This window comes from Roseburia sp. AF20-18LB, from assembly GCF_003461185.1.
Classification (GTDB): Bacteria; Bacillota; Clostridia; order Lachnospirales; family Lachnospiraceae; genus Roseburia_C; species Roseburia_C amylophila.
The window spans coordinates 232,595-251,530 of the sequence record NZ_QTWP01000002.1; the positions used below are offsets into that span (position 1 = coordinate 232,595).

An 18,936-nucleotide genomic window follows, 5' to 3' on the forward strand; every position below is an offset into this window, starting at 1 on the left:
AGGAGGTAATCATTATGTTTCTTTCCATTGAGTCCAAACATCCAAAATTTTATCAGGTCTTCCGGATTTTCATCGTATTTTTTGCATCGATTCTGTATGCATGGAACCTGCGTTGTTTTGCGAAAACTGCCGGATTATTTCCGGGTGGCTTTTCCGGAGTATCCCTGCTCTTGCAGGAAATCGGACTGACCTTTTTCCATATTGATATTCCATATACCTTTTTCAACGTGGCTTTAAATATTTTCCCAATCTATATCGGTTTCCGGTTCCTTGGGAAAAAATTTACCTGGTACTCGATTCTTACGATTTTCTTATCCAGTATTTTCGTAGACCTGCTGCCGGCTTATGTATTTACACAGGATGTTCTTTTAATCAGTGTGTTCGGTGGTCTTTTAAACGGATTTGCCATCTGCCTGTGCTTAAACGTTGGAACTACTACCGGTGGAACCGATTTTATCAGTATTTATCTTTCTTCCCAGAAGGGAATTGATGCATGGAATTATATTCTCCTTGGCAATGTCATTATCCTTGCCATTGCAGGTGCTCTCTTTGGCTGGTCTATTGCACTTTATTCCATTATTTACCAGTTCTGCAGCACACAGGTAATTCAGATGCTTTATAAGCGTTACAAGAAAGAGACTCTGTTTATTATTTCTGATAAATCCAATGAAATTTATCATGCGATCCGGGAAACCACCAACCACGATGCCACCCTCTTTCAGGGCATTGGCTGTTATGAAGAAAAAGAAAAGACGCTTATCTACTCCGTCATTAATACGGAGGCTAAGCGCCAGTTAATTCCTATGATACGTTCCATCGACCCACACGCATTTATCAATATTGTAAAGACGGAGGAATTGGAAGGCCGGTTTCACAATACTCCAAATGATTAATGCATCATCTGGTATACAAAACTACTTTTCCTGATACCGGTCATAAATTTTCTCCGGTGTCATCAACGAAACTTCATCGATGAAAACATTTCGGAATGTCATGGTACCGCCCTGACATTCCTTTGTTTTTTCTGCGGCTGCCTCGCCGCACAATCCAATAAAACTGCAGCAGGCTGCTGCCGCTTCTATGGTTGCTTCTGTTCCAAGAAATGCACCCAGCATAACCGATGACATACAACCGCTTCCGGTAATATGTGCCATCATTTCATGACCTCTTCTGCATTCAAAGACTTCTACGCCATCCGTAATCACATCCACTGCACCGGATGCAATCAGTATGGTCTTCTGTACTTTCGCATACTGTTTCATGCTTTCCACATCAATAGACTTATCCGATGCATCCACACCGGTTACGGTATTGCAGTCCTTTAACAGTGCACGAATCTCAGAATAATTTCCCCGAATGCAGGTCGGGTGAATTTCTTTTATCAAAGTCTGGCATTGCATCCGCCGGTAAGTAGAACCTGAAATTCCTACCGGGTCTAATACAATGGCATGTCCCATTTCATCCGCTTTCTTTCCGGCTTTTTCCATAGCTTCAAAATCCGCAATAGCTCCAAGATTGCAGACTAAGGCTGCTGCCCCTTCTGTTATCTCTTCCACTTCCAGCGGATGATGTGCCATGGTCGGAGATGCGCCTGCTGCCAGCAGAATATTGGCACAGTCATTGACGGTCACCGCATTGGTTATACAGTGAATGACCGGACGTTTCTTTTTTATCTCATGATGCAGTTCTGCAATTTTTCCGGCTTCTAATTCCATACTCTAGTTCTCCAGACTGTCTTTCATTTTTGCTAACATTCCTGATTTCTTTAAAGGAATGGTAATAATCATTGCAATAATAGTTCCGCCACAGGTACTGATTAAGAATGGTACTACAAAAGTAAATAATGCAGCTGCTGTATTTCCCATTACCAGATAAGCAACCGGATAAGAAAGCATTCCACCGATAATTCCGGTTCCTACTACCTCACCGATATATGCAAATGGGAGTTTCTTTCCATATTTATAAAGGAGTCCGCCAAGAAGTGCTCCACACATACTTCCCGGAAATGCCAGTGGACTTCCCAATGCTAAAAGGTTACGGATTAAGGATGCAATAAATGCCTGGGCAAGTCCCCACCAAGGTCCTACTAGAACAGCACACAGTACGTTTACAAGATGCTGTACCGGGGCACATTTTGAGCCGAATACCGGAAATGAAAACAGGCTTCCTACGACTGCGATTGCTGCAAAAATTGCGGTTACGGTTAATTTCTTTAAGTTTGATTTGTGATTCATTTTGTCCTCTCTTCTGTTCCCATCCGAGAGGACGGGAACCTCTTAGTTTTTCTTTACTGCTTCTGCAACTTTTTCCACAATCACGCAGAGAATGACGGTAACCACCATATCCGGAAGTGTATTTCCAACCGGAGTATCAATGTGCATCAGCACACGGTAAAGCACAAATCCGATAAGCCAGACACCAAGATTACGCCACTGAAATGCCATGTCTTTTGCATTGGCTTTCTTTAAAATAAAGTAATCTGCAATCTGTACGGCAATCATCGGAGCAAAGACAGAACCGATAAGATATAAGAAATTTGTAATGTTATCCATTGGATATACAATTGCTGCAACAGTTCCGATTACCGTTACAATAATTGCTGCCCATTTCTCATTGATTTTCTCAGAAATGGATACACTGGAAACACCTGCAGAATAAGCATCCAAGAAAGTCGTTGTTACTGTTGAGAAAATGATAATCACAAGTCCTACGATACCAAATCCGGTCTTTAACATAATCTGTGCAATATCATATTCACCGGTAATAAGTGCTGCACCCATACCAATGACATACATGAAAATACTGACCAGACTGTATACAACAACGCTGACTGCGGTTGCTGCAAATGGTTTTTCTGCTTCTCTTGTATAATCACTGATTAATGGCAGCCAGGAAAGTGGCATTGCTACCGCAAGCTCTACGGCTGCGCCAAAGGTAAGGCTTCCATCATCCACAATTGCCGGAATGGCTCCATTTCCAATAAAAATCACTTTAAACAATACCAGTGACAGGATAAATAATGCGGTCATTGCAACGGTATTGAGCTTCCCAAGATTCGTAAGTCCAATCAGGATCCAAAGGATAATGAGAACTCCGATAATGGCTGCCCAGAACCAGTTTGCTACCGGAATGACACCGTTGGCTGCCAGTGCGCCATCATAAATCATTATGGCAGTCCAGCCTACCAGCTGCAATACATTCAACGCTGCAAAAAGAAGACTTCCCTTCTCTCCAAAGCTCATTTTTACGGTTTCCATGGCACTTCTTCGTTCTCTTGCACCAATCATTCCTGCTGCAAACATCATCAGTCCACCGATTAAGTGTCCTAATAAGATAGCTGCCATGGCTTTTCCAAATCCAAGTGGTGCAAAATATGTTCCGGTTAAAATTTCAGCAATGGATACACCGGCTCCAAACCAGATTAATCCGTTACTGAATACAGATGTCTTCTTCTCATTCATTGGTATATTCTCCTTCTATTGCAAATGCGTGATTCATCGGGCCGCTTCCCTTTCCCAGATCCAACATGGCTGCCAGTGCGCCGGATATGTAATTCTTTGCGTACTGCACGGATGTTTCCAGGCTGCGTCCCTTGGCAAGATTAGATGCTATGGCAGATGATAAGGTACAACCGGTTCCGTGGGTGTTTGGATTGTCAATTCTCTTTCCGTGGAACCATACCGGCTCTTTGTCCTTCTGCCAGAGCAAATCATTGGCATCATTTAACTGATGTCCGCCTTTTAACAGCACGGCACAACCGAAGGTTTTACAAATGATTTCTGCTGCTTTTTCCATATCTGCTTCTGTCTTTATCTCCATACCGGAAAGCACTTCCGCTTCCGGGATATTTGGGGTTATAACAGTTGCCAGAGGCAATAATTTAGTTTTCAATGTACCGATAGCGTCATCGCTGATGAGCTTTGCTCCGCTGGTCGCTACCATAACAGGATCCACGACTATATTTTTTGCGTGGTACGCTGTCAGTTTGTCCGCAATTGTCTCTATCAGAGCACTTGAAGAGACCATTCCGGTCTTCACTGCATCCGGATATATATCCGTAAAAATACGATCCAGCTCCTCTGCCAAAAATTCTGGAGTTACCTCCATAATGTCTGTTACGCCGGTTGTATTCTGGGCAGTAAGTGCCGTGATCGCACTCATGGCGTATACGCCATTGGCGGTCATCGTCTTAATATCTGCCTGGATGCCGGCGCCTCCACTGGAATCACTTCCAGCGATTGTTAATGCTGTGTTCATACATTTGTCTCCTTTGCATTAATTTTGTATAGCGACCTAAGGTGGTGCCCCCAATCTGCCGCTGTGGTTTGTTATTACATTGCAGGCGATGATATATCTTACTATATTTCCAATGAGCAATCCCGCTGCCCTTGCATACCTTCTTTGTCTTTCAGGGTCACTAGAATTTCCCATAAGTATATCTTTTTTCCGGCAAACGGCGAAAAGTTGCATCCATGCTCCATTCCGCCTCGCCGGCACATCCATGATGCCGGCGTTGCCTGTTGAATAGGGGAAATCCAAGTGTCCCAGGAAAGACAAAGAAATGGTATTCCAAGGACAGCGTGTTTCCTCATTCAAAATAAGACTCATCTTATCATCATCTGCACTTTATATAAGTAAGACTTTTTTATGTCCTATCTTATTCATGATTTTTTACTACCATATTTACTTTTTGCAACAGTTCTTTCGTTCCCTCTTCGATGTCTTCACATGCGAAGATTCCACTTACAACTGCTGCTCCTGCAATTTCGCATCCTTTTAATTTCAGGATGTTATCGTGGTTGATGCCGCCAATTGCGACTACGGGGATGGTGACGCTCTGACAGATTTCCTGCAGCAGGGTTAGTTCCATCGGCTTTGCATCAGTCTTGGTGCTGCTGCCAAATACAGCTCCGCTTCCCAAGTAATCTGCACCGGCTCTTTCTGCTGCCTGTGCCTGTTCTATTGTTTTCGCAGTCACTCCGATGATTTTATCTGTTCCAAGAATTTCTCTTGCACGGGTCAGCTCCATATCGGACTGTCCCACATGCACGCCATCGGCTCCTATCCTTTCTGCCAGTTCCACATTATCATTGATGATCAATGGTACCCTATAACGGTGGCAGAGTTCCAAAAGGCTTCTGCCTTCTGCTTCAAATTCCGGCTCAGATAATTCTTTTTCCCGAAGCTGCACTAAAGTAACTCCGCCCTTCAATGCTTTTTCTACCTGCTCATATAAGGTCTCTCCCTTAAGCCAGCTACGGTCGGTAACGGCATAAAGAAGAAGCTGTTCTCTTGTAATATTCATATGTGATTTCTCCTCACTACCTGCAAAAACAAAAGTGCAGGACCTCTGTAAAAAAGATTCCTGCACACTAAGTAATCGCACCTGCGTTTCGTTATCTCCCTACGTTGGCATTATCCAAATCAGGTTCTGGGTTAAAGCTTCTGCTTACTCTCAGCCCGCCTGTGCGAGCACCCCGTTTTTCAACGATTTTCATTATACACATTCCCCACAAAAAAGCAAGCTATGTTTTCCATAAAATACCTTGAAAACCACAAAAAAATGGCTTAGAATTAGTTTAGCTTATTATATCATTGTACGAAAGAGAAGGATTAAGAATATCTATGAATTATGATGAAAATGTTTTTAAAGCCAAGGCCAATATCAAAGCCCGCAGAATCTGGCTTGTATTTTCCCTGCTGCTGACCGCTAACTATGGTGCCGATATGTCCAACGGTCTCTATCCATCGAAGCAGTATCTCTATTTTGTTCTGCTCTGCTGGATTCCATTTTTTATTGGAGAATTATTTCTAAAAATCAAAGGCAAAACTACTGACATCTATCGCTATATACTGGTGCTTGGTTACGGTATCTTTTATACTTATCTTTTATGTACCACAGCATCCCCAATTGCATTTACCTACATTCTGCCGGTAACCAGTCTTTTAATTATTTTTAAAGACCGGAAATTCATGCTGCAGTGCGGTATTGCAAATACTATCAGCGTAGTAATCAGTATTATTTACCGCTATATGGTATTAAGCTGCACCACTGCTACTGACGTAAAGAATTATCAGCTGCAGATATCCTGCCTGATTCTGTGCTATATCTGTTATATCATGTCCATCCGCCACTTAAATGAAGCTGACGGTGCATTAACAGACAGCATTAAGAATGATTTACACCGTGTGGTAAATACCGTAGAAAAGGTGAAAACTGCCAGCAATAACGTTATGGATGGCATTACCGTTGTCCGGGAACTGGCTAATGAAAATAAACACGGTTCTGACGTTGTCTTAAAAGGAATGAATAATCTGACCAACAACAATCAGGAATTACAGAACCGTACGACTTCTTCCCTTGATATGACAACTGACATCAATTCCCAGGTTGAGCATGTTGTATCCATGATTCACGAAATGGTATCTTTGACGGATGAATCCATTCACCATGCACAGATTAGTTCTACCGACTTAGAGGGTCTGGTTACAACTGCCGGCACTATGTCAAAGCTTTCCAGCGAAGTAGAACAGGTTCTTACGGAATTTACTTCTGAATTTGAAAAAGTAAAATCTGAAACCGGAACCATTGATAATATTTCCGGTCAGACAAACCTTTTGGCATTAAATGCTTCCATCGAAGCTGCAAGAGCCGGAGAAGCAGGAAAAGGATTTGCTGTTGTTGCTGAAGAAATCCGTACCTTGAGCACTGAAACCAAGGCTTCATCCAAACAGATCCAGGATGCGCTGATGCGTTTGGATGAAATCTCCGGCAAGATGACAAAATCCATTGAAGAGACCTTAAAACTTATTCAGCTTACTCTTGAGAAAGTCACACTGACCGGCGAAAACGTAAATAAAATTACCGCTGACTCATCTCAGATGGGTGAGCATATACAGGTCATTGACAATGCAATCAAAGAAGTGGAAACATCAAACCGACAGTTAGTAGAAAACATGAAGTATATTTCTGAAATTGTCGATACCATGACACTCTGCATTCATGATTCCGATGATATCAGTCAGCGTATGGTAAGTAAATATGATGAAAGTGCTAACAATATTAACAGCATAGAAAATGAAATCCAGGCGTTAATGTGCAAGCTTGGAATCGGCGGCTTCATGGGTATTGAAGATATCAATCCTGGTATGAAAGCAACTATCCGCCTGACGAAAAACCCCGACCATGATTTCCATGGTGAAGTTCTGAAACAGTATTCCAACCAGATTATACTTTCCCTGGAAGAAAAGCTTTCTCTTCGTAACAGTGAATCCTGTTCCATCCAGATTACTGTTGGAAATGTACTATACTGCTGGGATAATGCTTCCATCCATGTAGATAAAATAACCTCTGATTTCGTCGTAGAAATCACCGGCAGTCCAAATATTTTAAACAGACGGAAATATCCTCGTGCCGACCTTTCCAATTTCTGTAATATTACAGTTAAGAACACCGGAGAAACCTTCCATGGACGTATGGAAAATATCAGTGCCAACGGATTTGCTTTCCTTTGCGATGCACCGTTCTTTGCAGATAGCAAAGGGACTGATATTCTCTTAAATATCCTTTCCTTTGATTTACCAGATCAGGCTGCTTTGGAAGGTCATATTATCCGAAGTTCCGACGACGAAGGCATGTATATCGTCGGCTGCCAGATGCCGGAAGATAATCTGGCAATCAAAGATTATGTAGAACAGTTGTTAGGATAAAAGAAAACTCATAGCAGATTCCCAGTCGGAATTTACTATGAGTTTTTTTCTATAAGTTTTCTTTTCTGTCTGTATTTTATATTGCTGACCTCTGCCCTGACTTTCCAGAATCTTCTTTCAACGACTCAGAATAAATGTCTCAATTTCCGATAAGTCCTTTGAAATCAGTACCCGGTTAAAATCTTCTTTTGCTGCAAAGCCTGAGGTCTGCATTTCTTCGAAAAATGCTTTCAGTGGCTGATAGAAGCCATCAATATCATAAAGAATGCATGGATTCTCATTGATGTGAAGACGCTGCAGGGATATGATATCCGATAACTCGTCTAAGGTTCCCGGACCACCCGGCAGTGCGATGTAAGCATCTGCTAATTCTATCATTTTCGCTTTCCGCTCTGCCATGTCTTTCGTATCTATGTACTCTGTTAAAAACTGGTGTCTGCGGTTTTGAATGGATTCCACCTGCGGCAGTACACCGATTACTTTCCCACCATTGGATAAGACGGAATTGGCTATGGTTCCCATCAATCCGCCACGAGCTCCACCATATACCAGCGTGTGTCCGTTCTCTGCAATCCACATACCAAGGGCTACTGCACCGATGGTATATGCTTCTTTACTTCCTGCGGATGAACCGCAATATACTGCTATATTCATATGCTCTCCTCTGCTACTTTTCCTGACGTTCTACTTCCATATTTTTAGGCAATACAAGATTTAAAATAATGGCAGTAAGGAATACAACTGCTACACAGTTTTCCGCAAAAATAGAACGGATAATGTCTGGGAAGATTGCAAATAAATCCGGCAGCTGGGTAAAGCCTAATCCGATACTTAAGGACAGTGCCGATATGGTGATATTTCTCTGGGAAAATCCACATTTTCCAATCATCTGCAGTCCACTGATTACGATAGTTCCGAACATCATAATCGTACATCCACCCAGAACGGCACTTGGCAGTGTGGCAAGTACTGCGCCCACTACCGGAAAAATTCCTGCCAGAATCATAATTATAGCTCCTGTTGCAATGACAAAACGGTTTACAACCTTGGTCATGGCAACCAGACCTACGTTCTGGCTGAAGGATGTAATCGGCATACAGCCAAATACCGAAGATAATGCACTGACAAATCCGTCACAGGCAAGCGAGCCCGCAGTTTCTTTTGTAGTAACGTCACGGTTTAAGCCGGATGATGCCAGTGCCGAAGTATCTCCGATTGTCTCGGTTGCCGATACTAAAAATATCAGAACAAATGCGATAATGGCATCTGCATGAAATTCCATTTTAAAAGGCATCAGATGTGGCAGTGCCAGAAGACTTGTATCGGAAAGTGCAGAAAAATCAACTACCCCCATACACAGTGCCACGATATATCCTACAATCAGTCCGAACAGTACGGATAACTGTTTGAAATAGGATTTTGCTACAATATTAAATACGATACAGCATACCAGTGTCACAGTTCCAAGTATCCAGTTGGTTGCAGATCCAAAATCTGCACTGCTGCTGCCACCACCAAAGGAATCTGCACCTACTTCAAGCAGAGAAAATCCAATTGCTGTTACAACGGTTGCTGCAACAATCGGCGTTACCAGCTTCATCCAGTATTTGGACAAAAGTCCAAGGACACCTTCTACGATACCTCCAACAAGAACCGCTCCCATGATTGCTCCATAGCCATACTGTCCGCCAATGACACAGGCAATGGATACAAAGGTAAAGGAAATTCCCATGACAATCGGAAGTCTCGAACCGATTCTCCAGATTGGGAATAACTGAATCAATGTTCCGATTCCAGCAATCATCATTGCACTCTGAATAATCATCGCCGTATTCTTTGCATCCATTCCGCAGGCCCCTGCCACAATCAGAATCGGTGCAATATTGGCTACAAACATAGCTAAAATATGCTGCAAGCCAAATGGAATTGCATTTAAAACCGGCACTTTGCCATCCAGCGCATAAATATTATCTACGCTGGCTTTCTGACCTGCTGCCATACCATCTTTTGTGTTTTTTCTTTCTGAAAAACTCATTTTCTTTTTTCCTCCGTTATCTATTTCCGTAATAGCATACTCGCTATCTTTTTTATCTTATGACGGAATAAAGGGGAGGTCAACTGCTTTTTACAATTTCCAGCCTGCTGCCTGAAGCTGTGTCTTTGCCATATGCCGGTAAACGCCATCCTTTGCTGTAAGTTCTTCCGGTGCACCCTCTAAAAATGCTCTTGCAATAGACGGAATCGTATTAGGCTCTCCAGTCTATTATGCGGGGGCAAGTGGACAGTTACATCATTTCTTGACCGAGCATTTTTGCAGGAAGTGGTAAGTTTGAAGGAAAACTTGGTGTTGCTGTTGTTAGCTGTAGACGTAGTGGTGCATCAGCAACCTTTCCAAAAAATCCCGGAGTACATTGTCATACTCCAGGATTTTGTCATCAACCGGATAAAAGCAACCGCATTCGCCACATAATTCTACACCAGATAACTGCTTCGCAGTTGATTCAGTTAAAGCTCTTCCCCGCAGGATTCAATCACTTTTTTGTACCAGTAAAAAGAATCTTTGCGGATTCTGGAAAAGTCTCCGGTCCCGTCATCATTTTTATTTACATAGATAAGACCATAACGCTTCTTGAATTCTCCGGTGGAGGCACTGACAAGATCTGTACAGCCCCAGCAGGTGTAGCCGATCAGATCTACTCCGTCATGGATTGCTTCCTTCATCTGCTCTATATGGCGGCGCATATATTCAATACGGTAATCATCGTGAATCTTTCCATCCTCTGTCAGCTGATCCACCGCCCCAAGACCATTTTCCACGATCATGATTGGAATCTGATAGCGGTCATAGATCTGGTTCAGAACATAGCGAAGACCAGTTGCATCGATCTGCCAGCCCCAGTCGGAAGCTTTCAGATATGGATTTTTCAGATTGTCACTTCCATTTCCGGCCGTTTTCTCTCCGTCCTTTGTCACGCTGACACAGCTACTGGAATAATAGCTGATGGTGAAAAAGTCCACCGTACCCTTCTTGAGGATCTCTTTATCCTCCTGAAGAACCTCCAGCTGGATTCCGTGCTCCTCAAAGTATCTCGCTGCAAATCCCGGATAATATCCTCTTACATGAACATCACCGGCAATGGAATTGTGGATCTGCCCAAACTGCTGTGCATATAAGATATCATCCGGATGGCAGGTATATGGATAACCATTGTGATAAGCAAGCATACAGCCAAGCATAAACTCCGGATTGATCTCATGAGCCATGGAAACTGCAAGTGCACTTGCTACCAGCTGGTGATGCATTGCCTGATAACGGCTCTGCTCACATACATCCTTCGGGTCCAGCATTCCTGCACAGAATACCGCACCAAAGTCCTGCGTCAGCATATTGATCTCATTAAAAGTCAGCCAATATTTTACCTTACCTTTATATCTCTCAAATAAAACCTTTGCAAATCGAAGATAGAAATCGATCATCTTACGGTTTTTCCATCCGCCATACTCCAGAGAAAGATGAAGGGGATTCTCATAATGAGAGATCGTTATCAGCGGCTCAATGTTATATTTTCTCAACTCATCGATCACATTGTCGTAGAACTTAAGACCTTCCTCATTTGGAGTTTCCTCATCCCCGTTTGGGAACACTCTGGACCAAGAAATAGAAAAACGATATACCTTAAATCCCATCTCTGCAAAAAGAGCAATATCCTCTTTCCAGTGATGATAAAAATCAGTTGCCTGGTGATTGGGATAAAATTCTTCCGGTAACGGTGCCGGCGGTGTAAGACGACGTTCCTTATCCACACTTCCTCCTGTCAGGACATCTGCAATGGACGGGCCTCTGCCATCCTCATCCCAACCGCCTTCATACTGGTTTGCAGCAGTTGCTCCGCCCCAGAGAAATTTTTCCGGCATACGGTTATAATTTTTCATTTTTTAATTTTCTCCTTTTTACAAACATCAGGCGGATCTGTTATCTCCGCCTGATGTTTCGTTGTTATTCTTATACAATAGTCAGAAATTTATCTCCTGCATTTACAGCTGCATCTTCTTTTTCCATGCATACTGCTTTGATATAATCAGAAATATTGGTCACAACAACCGGTGTGATCAGATCATATCCTTCTTTCTTAATGGCATCCATATCGAATTCCACAAGAAGCTTTCCTTTTTTTACCTTATCTCCCTCAGAAACATGGGATTTAAAATATTTACCATTTAAATTTACAGTATCAAGTCCGATGTGAATCAGAATTTCTACTCCACTTTCTGTCACAAACATGATTCCATGTTTGCTCTCCATGATATTTGCCACCGTACCATCTGCCGGTGCATAAACCTTTCCTTCTGATGGAACGATCGCTGCTCCGTCACCTAAAACCTTATCAGCAAAAGTTTTATCCGGAACATCGGAAAGTGCTTTTACAGTTCCTGCTACCGGTGCACAAAGCTCGATCTTATCTACAAGCGGAGCGTTCTGTTGTACTGGCTGTTTTTCTGTATCTGTGTTCTGTACTTCATCCTCTGTCTCAGCCTTTACATCCTCAAATCCGAAGATAAGTGTAAGAACAAAAGCAGCTACAAAAGATACCACGATCATAATGATTCCATAAATCAGATTGCTTAATCCCTTCTCGCCGATAAACGCCGGGATCGCCATGATACAATTCTGTGCAATGTAAAGAGAAACCTGAAGAAGTCCTCCTACGATACCACCGATTCCGGCTGCGATGGAAGCTGCTACAACCGGTCTTTTCAGTTTCAGTGTAACACCATACAGAGCAGGCTCTGTGATACCCATAAGAGCGGAAACACCGGCTGCACTTGCCAGCTGTTTCATGTTGCTGTCCTTGGATCTTACAGCTACTGCAAGAGAAGCTCCGGACTGTGCAAGGTTAGAGCATACCTGAGATACAAAGATCAGTGTATCGCTACCACCGGTTGCAATGGCATTCAGTCCGATCGGTGTCAGCGCATGGTGCATACCGGTCATAACGATGAACGGGAAGGTTGCTGCAAGGATACCTACAATAATGAAACCAAGTTTTACGGACAGGAAGTTGATGGCTACCGCAAGTCCGTTACCAATAATTGTTCCGATCGGTCCAACTACGATCAGGGCGATCGGTGCACTGATCAGAATTACCAGTGTCGGGTTCAGGATCAGTTTTACCATTTTCGGTGTGATCTTATCAACCAGAATCTCAATATAATGTGTGATCCATACCATCAGGATAACCGGAATAACGGAATAAGAATAAGTTGCTTTTGTGATCGGCAGACCAAACAGTGTGATGGCCGCATCACCAGCTACCATAGTTACAAAGGTAGGGCTTAAGTAAACACCGGCAATAAACAGCGCCAGTGACTGGTTCACGCGGAAAACCTTGGCAGCATTTGCTGCGATCAGGAACGGCATGAAGTAGAAAGTAACATCTCCGATAAAACTGATCACCTGGTAGGTACTGCTTGTTTCTGATACCAGATGAAAAGTTGTCAGCAGGGTAAGTACAACTTTGATCATACCGGCTGCAGTCAGGGCAGGGATCATCGGGGTCATACATCCGGTGATGGCATCGATAACTTTTGAAACAACACTCTTTGAGCTGTCAGAGTTCGCTGCCGGTGCATCATCGGTAGGAACGCCTTTGTCTTCCAATGCCTTGTAAACAGCGTTTACTTCGTTTCCTGCGATAACCTGGAACTGATCTTCATGCCAGTTAACGCCGGAGATCTCAGAAAGCTTTAAAATCTCTTTCTCGTTGATCTTCGATCTGTCTTTCACATAGAAACGAAGCCTTGTCATGCAGTGGAACAGACGGGTGATATTATCTTTTCCGCCCAGCGCTGCAATCAGTGTGTCTGCAGTTTTTGCATAGTCCTTTTTCATTTGGGGACCTCCTTTAATAATAAATATTGAAATTTATATTAAAGGTCTTGCCTGAAAAGATACGCACATGGCACGTATTTCAGTAACAATCCATTAACACCTAATTTATAAAACAATCTCTTTTCACAGATTTTTCAGACGTTTATGGTCTTCTGTGATCTTCTGGATATGAATCGTCAGATACAGCATTTCGTCCTCAGTCATAGCGTATTTATATTCCTCTTCCATCATAAGATAGATCATTTTTACACAGCCGTAAGCTTCTCTGTACTGCTCCTTGATGATCTTGAAAAGCTCCTGATTCTCATCATAGTGAAGCTCTTTATGAAGGAATCTCTGGGCAAAATATTTCAGATGCGTGAGAAACCGCTGATAATACAGATTATCCTCCTGAAATTCCATATTGTCATAATACTTCTCCACAATGTCCAGGATCTGATGTACGATAATGGAAATCTGATAGCTGTCTGTCTTGCCGCCGTCTTCCGCATTCACAAAATGCAATGCAAAAAATCCTGCTTCATCTGCAGAAAGATCTACCTCGAACATCTCATTTACCTTTTTCAGTAATTCCAAGCCGATCTCATATTCCTTATGATAAAGCTGCTTGATATCCAGAAGCAGCATATTCTGAAGGCGGATCCCGTTTTCAAGTCTGGAGATTGCACCCATGATATGGTCGCTAAGGGAAAAATAAATACTGTCATTTAATTTCATCCCCTCTTTTTCCTTCACTTCATTTACAAAAGCTCCCACAAAATCCAGATATTTTTCCGGAATAGCAGTCAGATAACCCTGTATCTCCTTGCTGATCTGGGCATTTTCCGCAGTAAAGATTTTCTCGATCCTGGACTCCTCCACTTGCTGTCCTTTCTTTTTCTGAAAGGCAATTCCGCAGCCCTTTACAATAACTTCATGTCCCTGTCCATCCCTGGACAGTATCAGATTATTATTCAAAATCTTATGGATAACCATATTCCTGTTCCCCCGCTGCCAGACAAAAAAAAGACCATTACAGTATATAGAAAACCTATTCCTATACTACTATAAGGTCTTGCCTGACGATAAATAAATATTTCAGTAACAATCCTTCTGATTCGTAACTATTTAATAACTGTATGTAATCGTATCAGAAAAAATATATGTTGTCTATCTGGAATATTTAATAAAATATTTATAATATTTTTGTGAACTTTGACAAAATCCTCTGATGTTCCTGCCATACGGATGATATGTACCCAGAATCCTGGACACATATTTATGAACTAGGCTGAACACATGGATGCTATCCTGTATTGTACAGGCGGCATCCATTTTGTTTGCCGGCAGCCTGGTTGGCAAAACTTCTCTTTTTATTTTGTGCTAAATCTTGACACAGGACCAACTCATTTAAAGCAATTATCTCGTTCTTATATCTCTTATATCTTTTTTCCTTATCTGTGCCTTCATACTCAAAAAATTTAGCCACCATAGGAACCCCCAATCCATTATCAGATAGAAGTTCCACTTCATACACAGCCCCATTGCCTCCCTTTCCAATAGGTCTATTTTTTCTATAAAAGCTATACAATTCACCTACATATTTTTTCCTACCATTCATCTTCTGCACGCTTTCTTTCATATTCAGCTTCGCGTTTATAATTATCACTAATTGCAAAATATATATCTGCAGTATAAGGATAGCGTTCTTGTAATGCTTCCGCATTCTTTTGATATCTTTGATGTAATATCAGCTCAGATTTACCAGCATCAACCGTATGCACTCCACGTTTGTTTTCTTCTGCTACCACATAGGCAGTTTTTAACGAATCTGTGTAATATTCTTCTATAATCATACGCACAGCTTCACACGGACTATAACCATCCTCCCCAATTGGTGAATATGCCAATAAACGTCCAACCAAATTCCCGAATAGTCTTTCCTGCTTCTGGTTAATCAGTAGCTCTTTAAACTTCTTTATCCACTTTTTCAGATTTTCATATATGACTTCCCCATCCTTTTCTGTTGGGCAAAACTTTGCTTTATCAAAACCCGAATAAACCTTATTGGCCAATCTTCTCTTTTCTTCGTCAATATTTTCATTATCATCCGCCTTATATATAATACTAACTAACAACGCATAAAAGGTCGGATCATCCTTCATAATCTTTTGCATACATTTCATATGCTCCCATTCAAGCACATTTCTGCACATCCACTCTAATGTTGCTAATTCTGCACATTTTTCATCATCATCTATAAAAGTTTGTTGTAGAATATCAAATATTTCTTTAAGGTAATAATCAGTCATAGAACTGGCAACATCACTTTTCATAGCAGATATTTCAAGTGTAGCTTTATATAATTCTTGAACAGAAATTTTATCTTTTATATCATACAACAATTCTAAATATGTATGGAATGAACCATATTTTTTACACTCATTTATCGCCCATATAAACACTCTATGCTCTGCTTTATCTGATATCCTTAATCGAACATTTCTGCTCCAATACATCTTCTTGATATCTTCATTTTCCTTCACAATAAGAGCATTTTCATAATCCTCTATAAATTCTAATGAAATCAAGTTTGTTAGAAGATTTTTATTATCAGATATACTTTTAACCTTTTCTATAACCTCGCTTAAATCTATAATTCCTTTTTTATAAAGATACCTTACATAGTCATAAACATATTTTCCTTCTTTATCATTTGCCATTAGAGAACAAAATACTTTCTCATCAAACAACCCATCACAATAAAACTGTGCCAGGACTTCACCTACTACGTCATATTCTTCCCTCACAGCCAATTGAATTAATCTATCTATTGAATATCCTTTCTCCTTAAATTCCTTGATTCTTGCGTTAATCTCTTCCACTCTCAATATATAATTTTTATCATGTATTTCCATGTTTTCTTCTTTAGAATATGGAATAGGATTCAGCAATGGAAAATCATATACATGTGAAAAAATATACAAATAGTCATAAATTTTTTCATCTACAACTATTTTATTCATTACGCATTCATATTCACACAATACTTCTTCTGACATACTCCAATCTGCATCTTCAAAATATCTATGCCTAAATATCTCATATCTGATTTCATTTTTTACCCTAATCTTTTCCTCGTCACTCATTTTTTTACAAATAAGCACTAATTTTTCAAATACTTCTTTTTGAATCTTTATATCATAAGAATTTACATGCTGAAGTATTTTAATCCATCTATCAGCGTCCGTGTGTGCTGTATCAATGCACATTCTCAGATATTCAATATATGTTTTATTTACTTCATGTACGTATAATTCTTCTGGTTCATCTATTCTTCTGTATTTAGGTGTATTCAATGTTAAACATATTGAACTCGTCCCATGTGGCAATTTAGATGCAATAACATCCCAAGCATTTGGATATCGTCCAATTGCATTCCTTGCTAACTCAATTTTCTGTTCAACCGTCAATGCACTCTCATTAATCCAAGCACAAAAGACCACCTCTAACACACCTTTAGGGCTATTACTTATACTAAATTTAATATTATGTGAGTCTATCTCCCATAACCACTCTAAAGCTCTTGCAACATATTTCTTTTGCTGAATTAGTTGTTCTACGGCCCATAAAACATTGGTATAGTAATGCCGACTTGTCATAAAGTCTCCACCTTTTTCTGCAAACAAGTCGATTAAACCTTGGGATACCTCTATTTCAGATTCTAGTTTTCTTAAAACACTTTCCGGTGAAGCTTCGCACAACTCTGGCAAATATTGTGAAATATATCCCCATCTTTCTTTACTGGTAATAGTATCCAAAACTTTTGCTACTATATTATCAATTTGCTTTTGATTTTCTTCATGCCCTCTATAATACGCACGCATAATAAGAGTTCTTATCATCCCCTTTTTTAACGTTGGAGACCACTCTGGTTTCTTTGCGTAAATACTCGCCTCAAAATGCTTTTCAAAAGGGTACTCAAAAATAGGCTCTGATTCTATCAAAACCTCATAAAATAGACTTATAAATTTATCCCACATCTCATCATTTATATAAAGATCTAACTCTTCCCATGCATCTTCTACACTAGCAAGTTGCATATTGCTCCCTCTATAGCTATTATTCGATACTATGTATGGATTTTCTCTATGTAAATACTTTCCCAATTCTTTTTTGCAGTCACTGTATGCTTTTCCAGACAATTCTTCGAAAACCAATACATCTCCGGTTGCTTCAGTCCATTTACCACATAAAAGAGCAGCTATAACCACATCTGAATGGCCTTCTACCCAATCTGGCTTATCATACATCGCACCATCAAAAAGCTTTTTCTTTAATGGCACATATAATCCATGGGTATTATCCACCATCTTATAGGCTTCATTTGCATCTATACCCAGTTCTTCTAATGAATCTATAATATTTCTTTTTGTCCTTTTTCTCAGAATCAATTTATTCTGTGTATAGCAAGGTTCATCTTCACCATATATAAAAATATTGGTATTATTAGGAATTACCACTATCCTCTCTGCATAAAAAAACGGAATCAAAATATTTCCTGACAAATTTGAATGTTGTAATTTATTCCACTCTTTCTCCGACTTAATCACCAATGAGATTCTTTCTGAATTCTTATTTTTTAATTCATTTAAAATTCTATAAGTTGTCTCTTCTCTCGATTTCCCAACAACATATACCCTTGTATCATTTAGAGAATTTTGGAATCTTGTTTCAAATTGTTCATCATCAAGTTTGAAAAAATCAAGTCCCATTCGTTTATATTTTGTTTCTCTCCTAATCTGCGCATCAATATCCGCTATTGAATAGGTAGTTATTTTCTCTTTATTTAACTTTGAGATTTGCTTTAAAACTAATTCCAATTTTGATTCTAATGTAGCAAAATAAGTTCCGATTTCCTTTCTCATATCACCCAAAAACATTTCCAATGCTTTATCCGGATCATTTTCTTCTAAATAATTTATTATAACCTGCATAAAGTGATGAATATACGTTTCTGTCTCCATTATCGGAATTTCATAACTCACCATCAAATCATATAACTCATTATGAAGTAATTGCGAAAAATCATATCCATTCTTATCTTTTAATCTTTTCGCTATCCTAATTAGATTATCCTTTGAAAATACGGAATATAAATCATCTTCGAATTTCACCAAAACATCCGGATTATTCACAAAAAAATCCCCTGTGGAAACAAATAGCTTTTGCCATTTATAATTTTCCTTAACACTATCTAATTTTTCCTTAACACCGTCTAATAATAAATCGACTATAGTATCTTTTATTTTTTCTTTCATGATCTAAAATCCTTTATTTCTTCATTCAATATTTCT

At 40.3% G+C, this 18,936-nt stretch carries 14 protein-coding genes; 2 read left to right on the forward strand and 12 right to left on the reverse strand.

The features are described 5' to 3' along the window. Positions 1 to 14 precede the first annotated feature (14 nt). Positions 15 to 893 (forward strand): YitT family protein, encoded by an 879-nt coding sequence (locus DWX65_RS05785; protein ID WP_117698457.1) that lies wholly within the window; start codon positions 15 to 17, stop codon positions 891 to 893. A gap of 21 nt (positions 894 to 914) precedes the next feature. On the opposite strand, the gene thiM is transcribed toward DWX65_RS05785, so the two are convergent. From thiM to thiE, 5 genes are all read right to left on the reverse strand, one after another. Then, complete coding sequence (thiM, locus tag DWX65_RS05790) at positions 915 to 1,715, reverse strand: hydroxyethylthiazole kinase (RefSeq protein ID WP_118173029.1); 801 nt, start codon at positions 1,713 to 1,715, stop codon at positions 915 to 917. Positions 1,716 to 1,718: 3 nt separating this feature from the next. After that, positions 1,719 to 2,234, reverse strand: a complete 516-nt coding sequence (thiW, locus tag DWX65_RS05795) for an energy coupling factor transporter S component ThiW (RefSeq protein ID WP_022243897.1) — start codon at positions 2,232 to 2,234, stop codon at positions 1,719 to 1,721. A 42-nt stretch (positions 2,235 to 2,276) separates the two neighbouring features. Further along, a complete protein-coding gene (gene cytX / locus DWX65_RS05800; RefSeq protein WP_117698459.1) occupies positions 2,277 to 3,461 on the reverse strand; it encodes a putative hydroxymethylpyrimidine transporter CytX in 1,185 nt (394 codons plus the stop codon). Then, on the reverse strand, positions 3,454 to 4,257 hold the full coding sequence (thiD, locus tag DWX65_RS05805; RefSeq protein ID WP_117841259.1) for a bifunctional hydroxymethylpyrimidine kinase/phosphomethylpyrimidine kinase: 804 nt from the start codon (positions 4,255 to 4,257) through the stop codon (positions 3,454 to 3,456). Before thiD ends, cytX begins: the two co-directional genes overlap by 8 nt. Before the next feature lie 400 nt (positions 4,258 to 4,657). Next, on the reverse strand, positions 4,658 to 5,305 hold the full coding sequence (gene thiE / locus DWX65_RS05815; RefSeq protein ID WP_117841261.1) for a thiamine phosphate synthase: 648 nt from the start codon (positions 5,303 to 5,305) through the stop codon (positions 4,658 to 4,660). A gap of 290 nt (positions 5,306 to 5,595) precedes the next feature. Between thiE and DWX65_RS05820 the strand changes: the two genes are divergently transcribed. Beyond that, positions 5,596 to 7,710 (forward strand): methyl-accepting chemotaxis protein, encoded by a 2,115-nt coding sequence (locus DWX65_RS05820; RefSeq protein ID WP_242997820.1) that lies wholly within the window; start codon positions 5,596 to 5,598, stop codon positions 7,708 to 7,710. 117 nt (positions 7,711 to 7,827) lie between these two features. Here DWX65_RS05820 and DWX65_RS05825 read toward each other — a convergent pair whose 3' ends face one another. The 7 genes from DWX65_RS05825 to DWX65_RS05860 form a co-directional block, all read right to left on the reverse strand. Continuing rightward, positions 7,828 to 8,364, reverse strand: coding sequence for a TIGR00730 family Rossman fold protein (locus DWX65_RS05825; RefSeq protein ID WP_118088172.1), 537 nt, complete (start codon positions 8,362 to 8,364; stop codon positions 7,828 to 7,830). Positions 8,365 to 8,377: 13 nt separating this feature from the next. Further along, on the reverse strand, positions 8,378 to 9,709 hold the full coding sequence (locus DWX65_RS05830) for a uracil-xanthine permease family protein (protein ID WP_118173148.1): 1,332 nt from the start codon (positions 9,707 to 9,709) through the stop codon (positions 8,378 to 8,380). Positions 9,710 to 10,215: 506 nt separating this feature from the next. Then, positions 10,216 to 11,643, reverse strand: a complete 1,428-nt coding sequence (locus DWX65_RS05840) for a glycoside hydrolase family 1 protein (RefSeq protein WP_118173031.1) — start codon at positions 11,641 to 11,643, stop codon at positions 10,216 to 10,218. Positions 11,644 to 11,713: 70 nt separating this feature from the next. Continuing rightward, positions 11,714 to 13,600, reverse strand: a complete 1,887-nt coding sequence (locus DWX65_RS05845) for a beta-glucoside-specific PTS transporter subunit IIABC (protein ID WP_117841277.1) — start codon at positions 13,598 to 13,600, stop codon at positions 11,714 to 11,716. Between the two features lie 123 nt (positions 13,601 to 13,723). Further along, on the reverse strand, positions 13,724 to 14,575 hold the full coding sequence (gene licT / locus DWX65_RS05850; protein WP_117946301.1) for a BglG family transcription antiterminator LicT: 852 nt from the start codon (positions 14,573 to 14,575) through the stop codon (positions 13,724 to 13,726). A 310-nt stretch (positions 14,576 to 14,885) separates the two neighbouring features. Continuing rightward, a complete protein-coding gene (locus DWX65_RS05855) occupies positions 14,886 to 15,200 on the reverse strand; it encodes a hypothetical protein (RefSeq protein WP_118173032.1) in 315 nt (104 codons plus the stop codon). Beyond that, positions 15,190 to 18,900: a hypothetical protein gene (locus DWX65_RS05860; RefSeq protein WP_118173033.1), complete on the reverse strand. Its 3,711-nt coding sequence runs from the start codon at positions 18,898 to 18,900 to the stop codon at positions 15,190 to 15,192. The genes DWX65_RS05855 and DWX65_RS05860 overlap by 11 nt, the downstream gene beginning before the upstream one ends. Between the last annotated feature and the right edge of the window lie 36 nt (positions 18,901 to 18,936).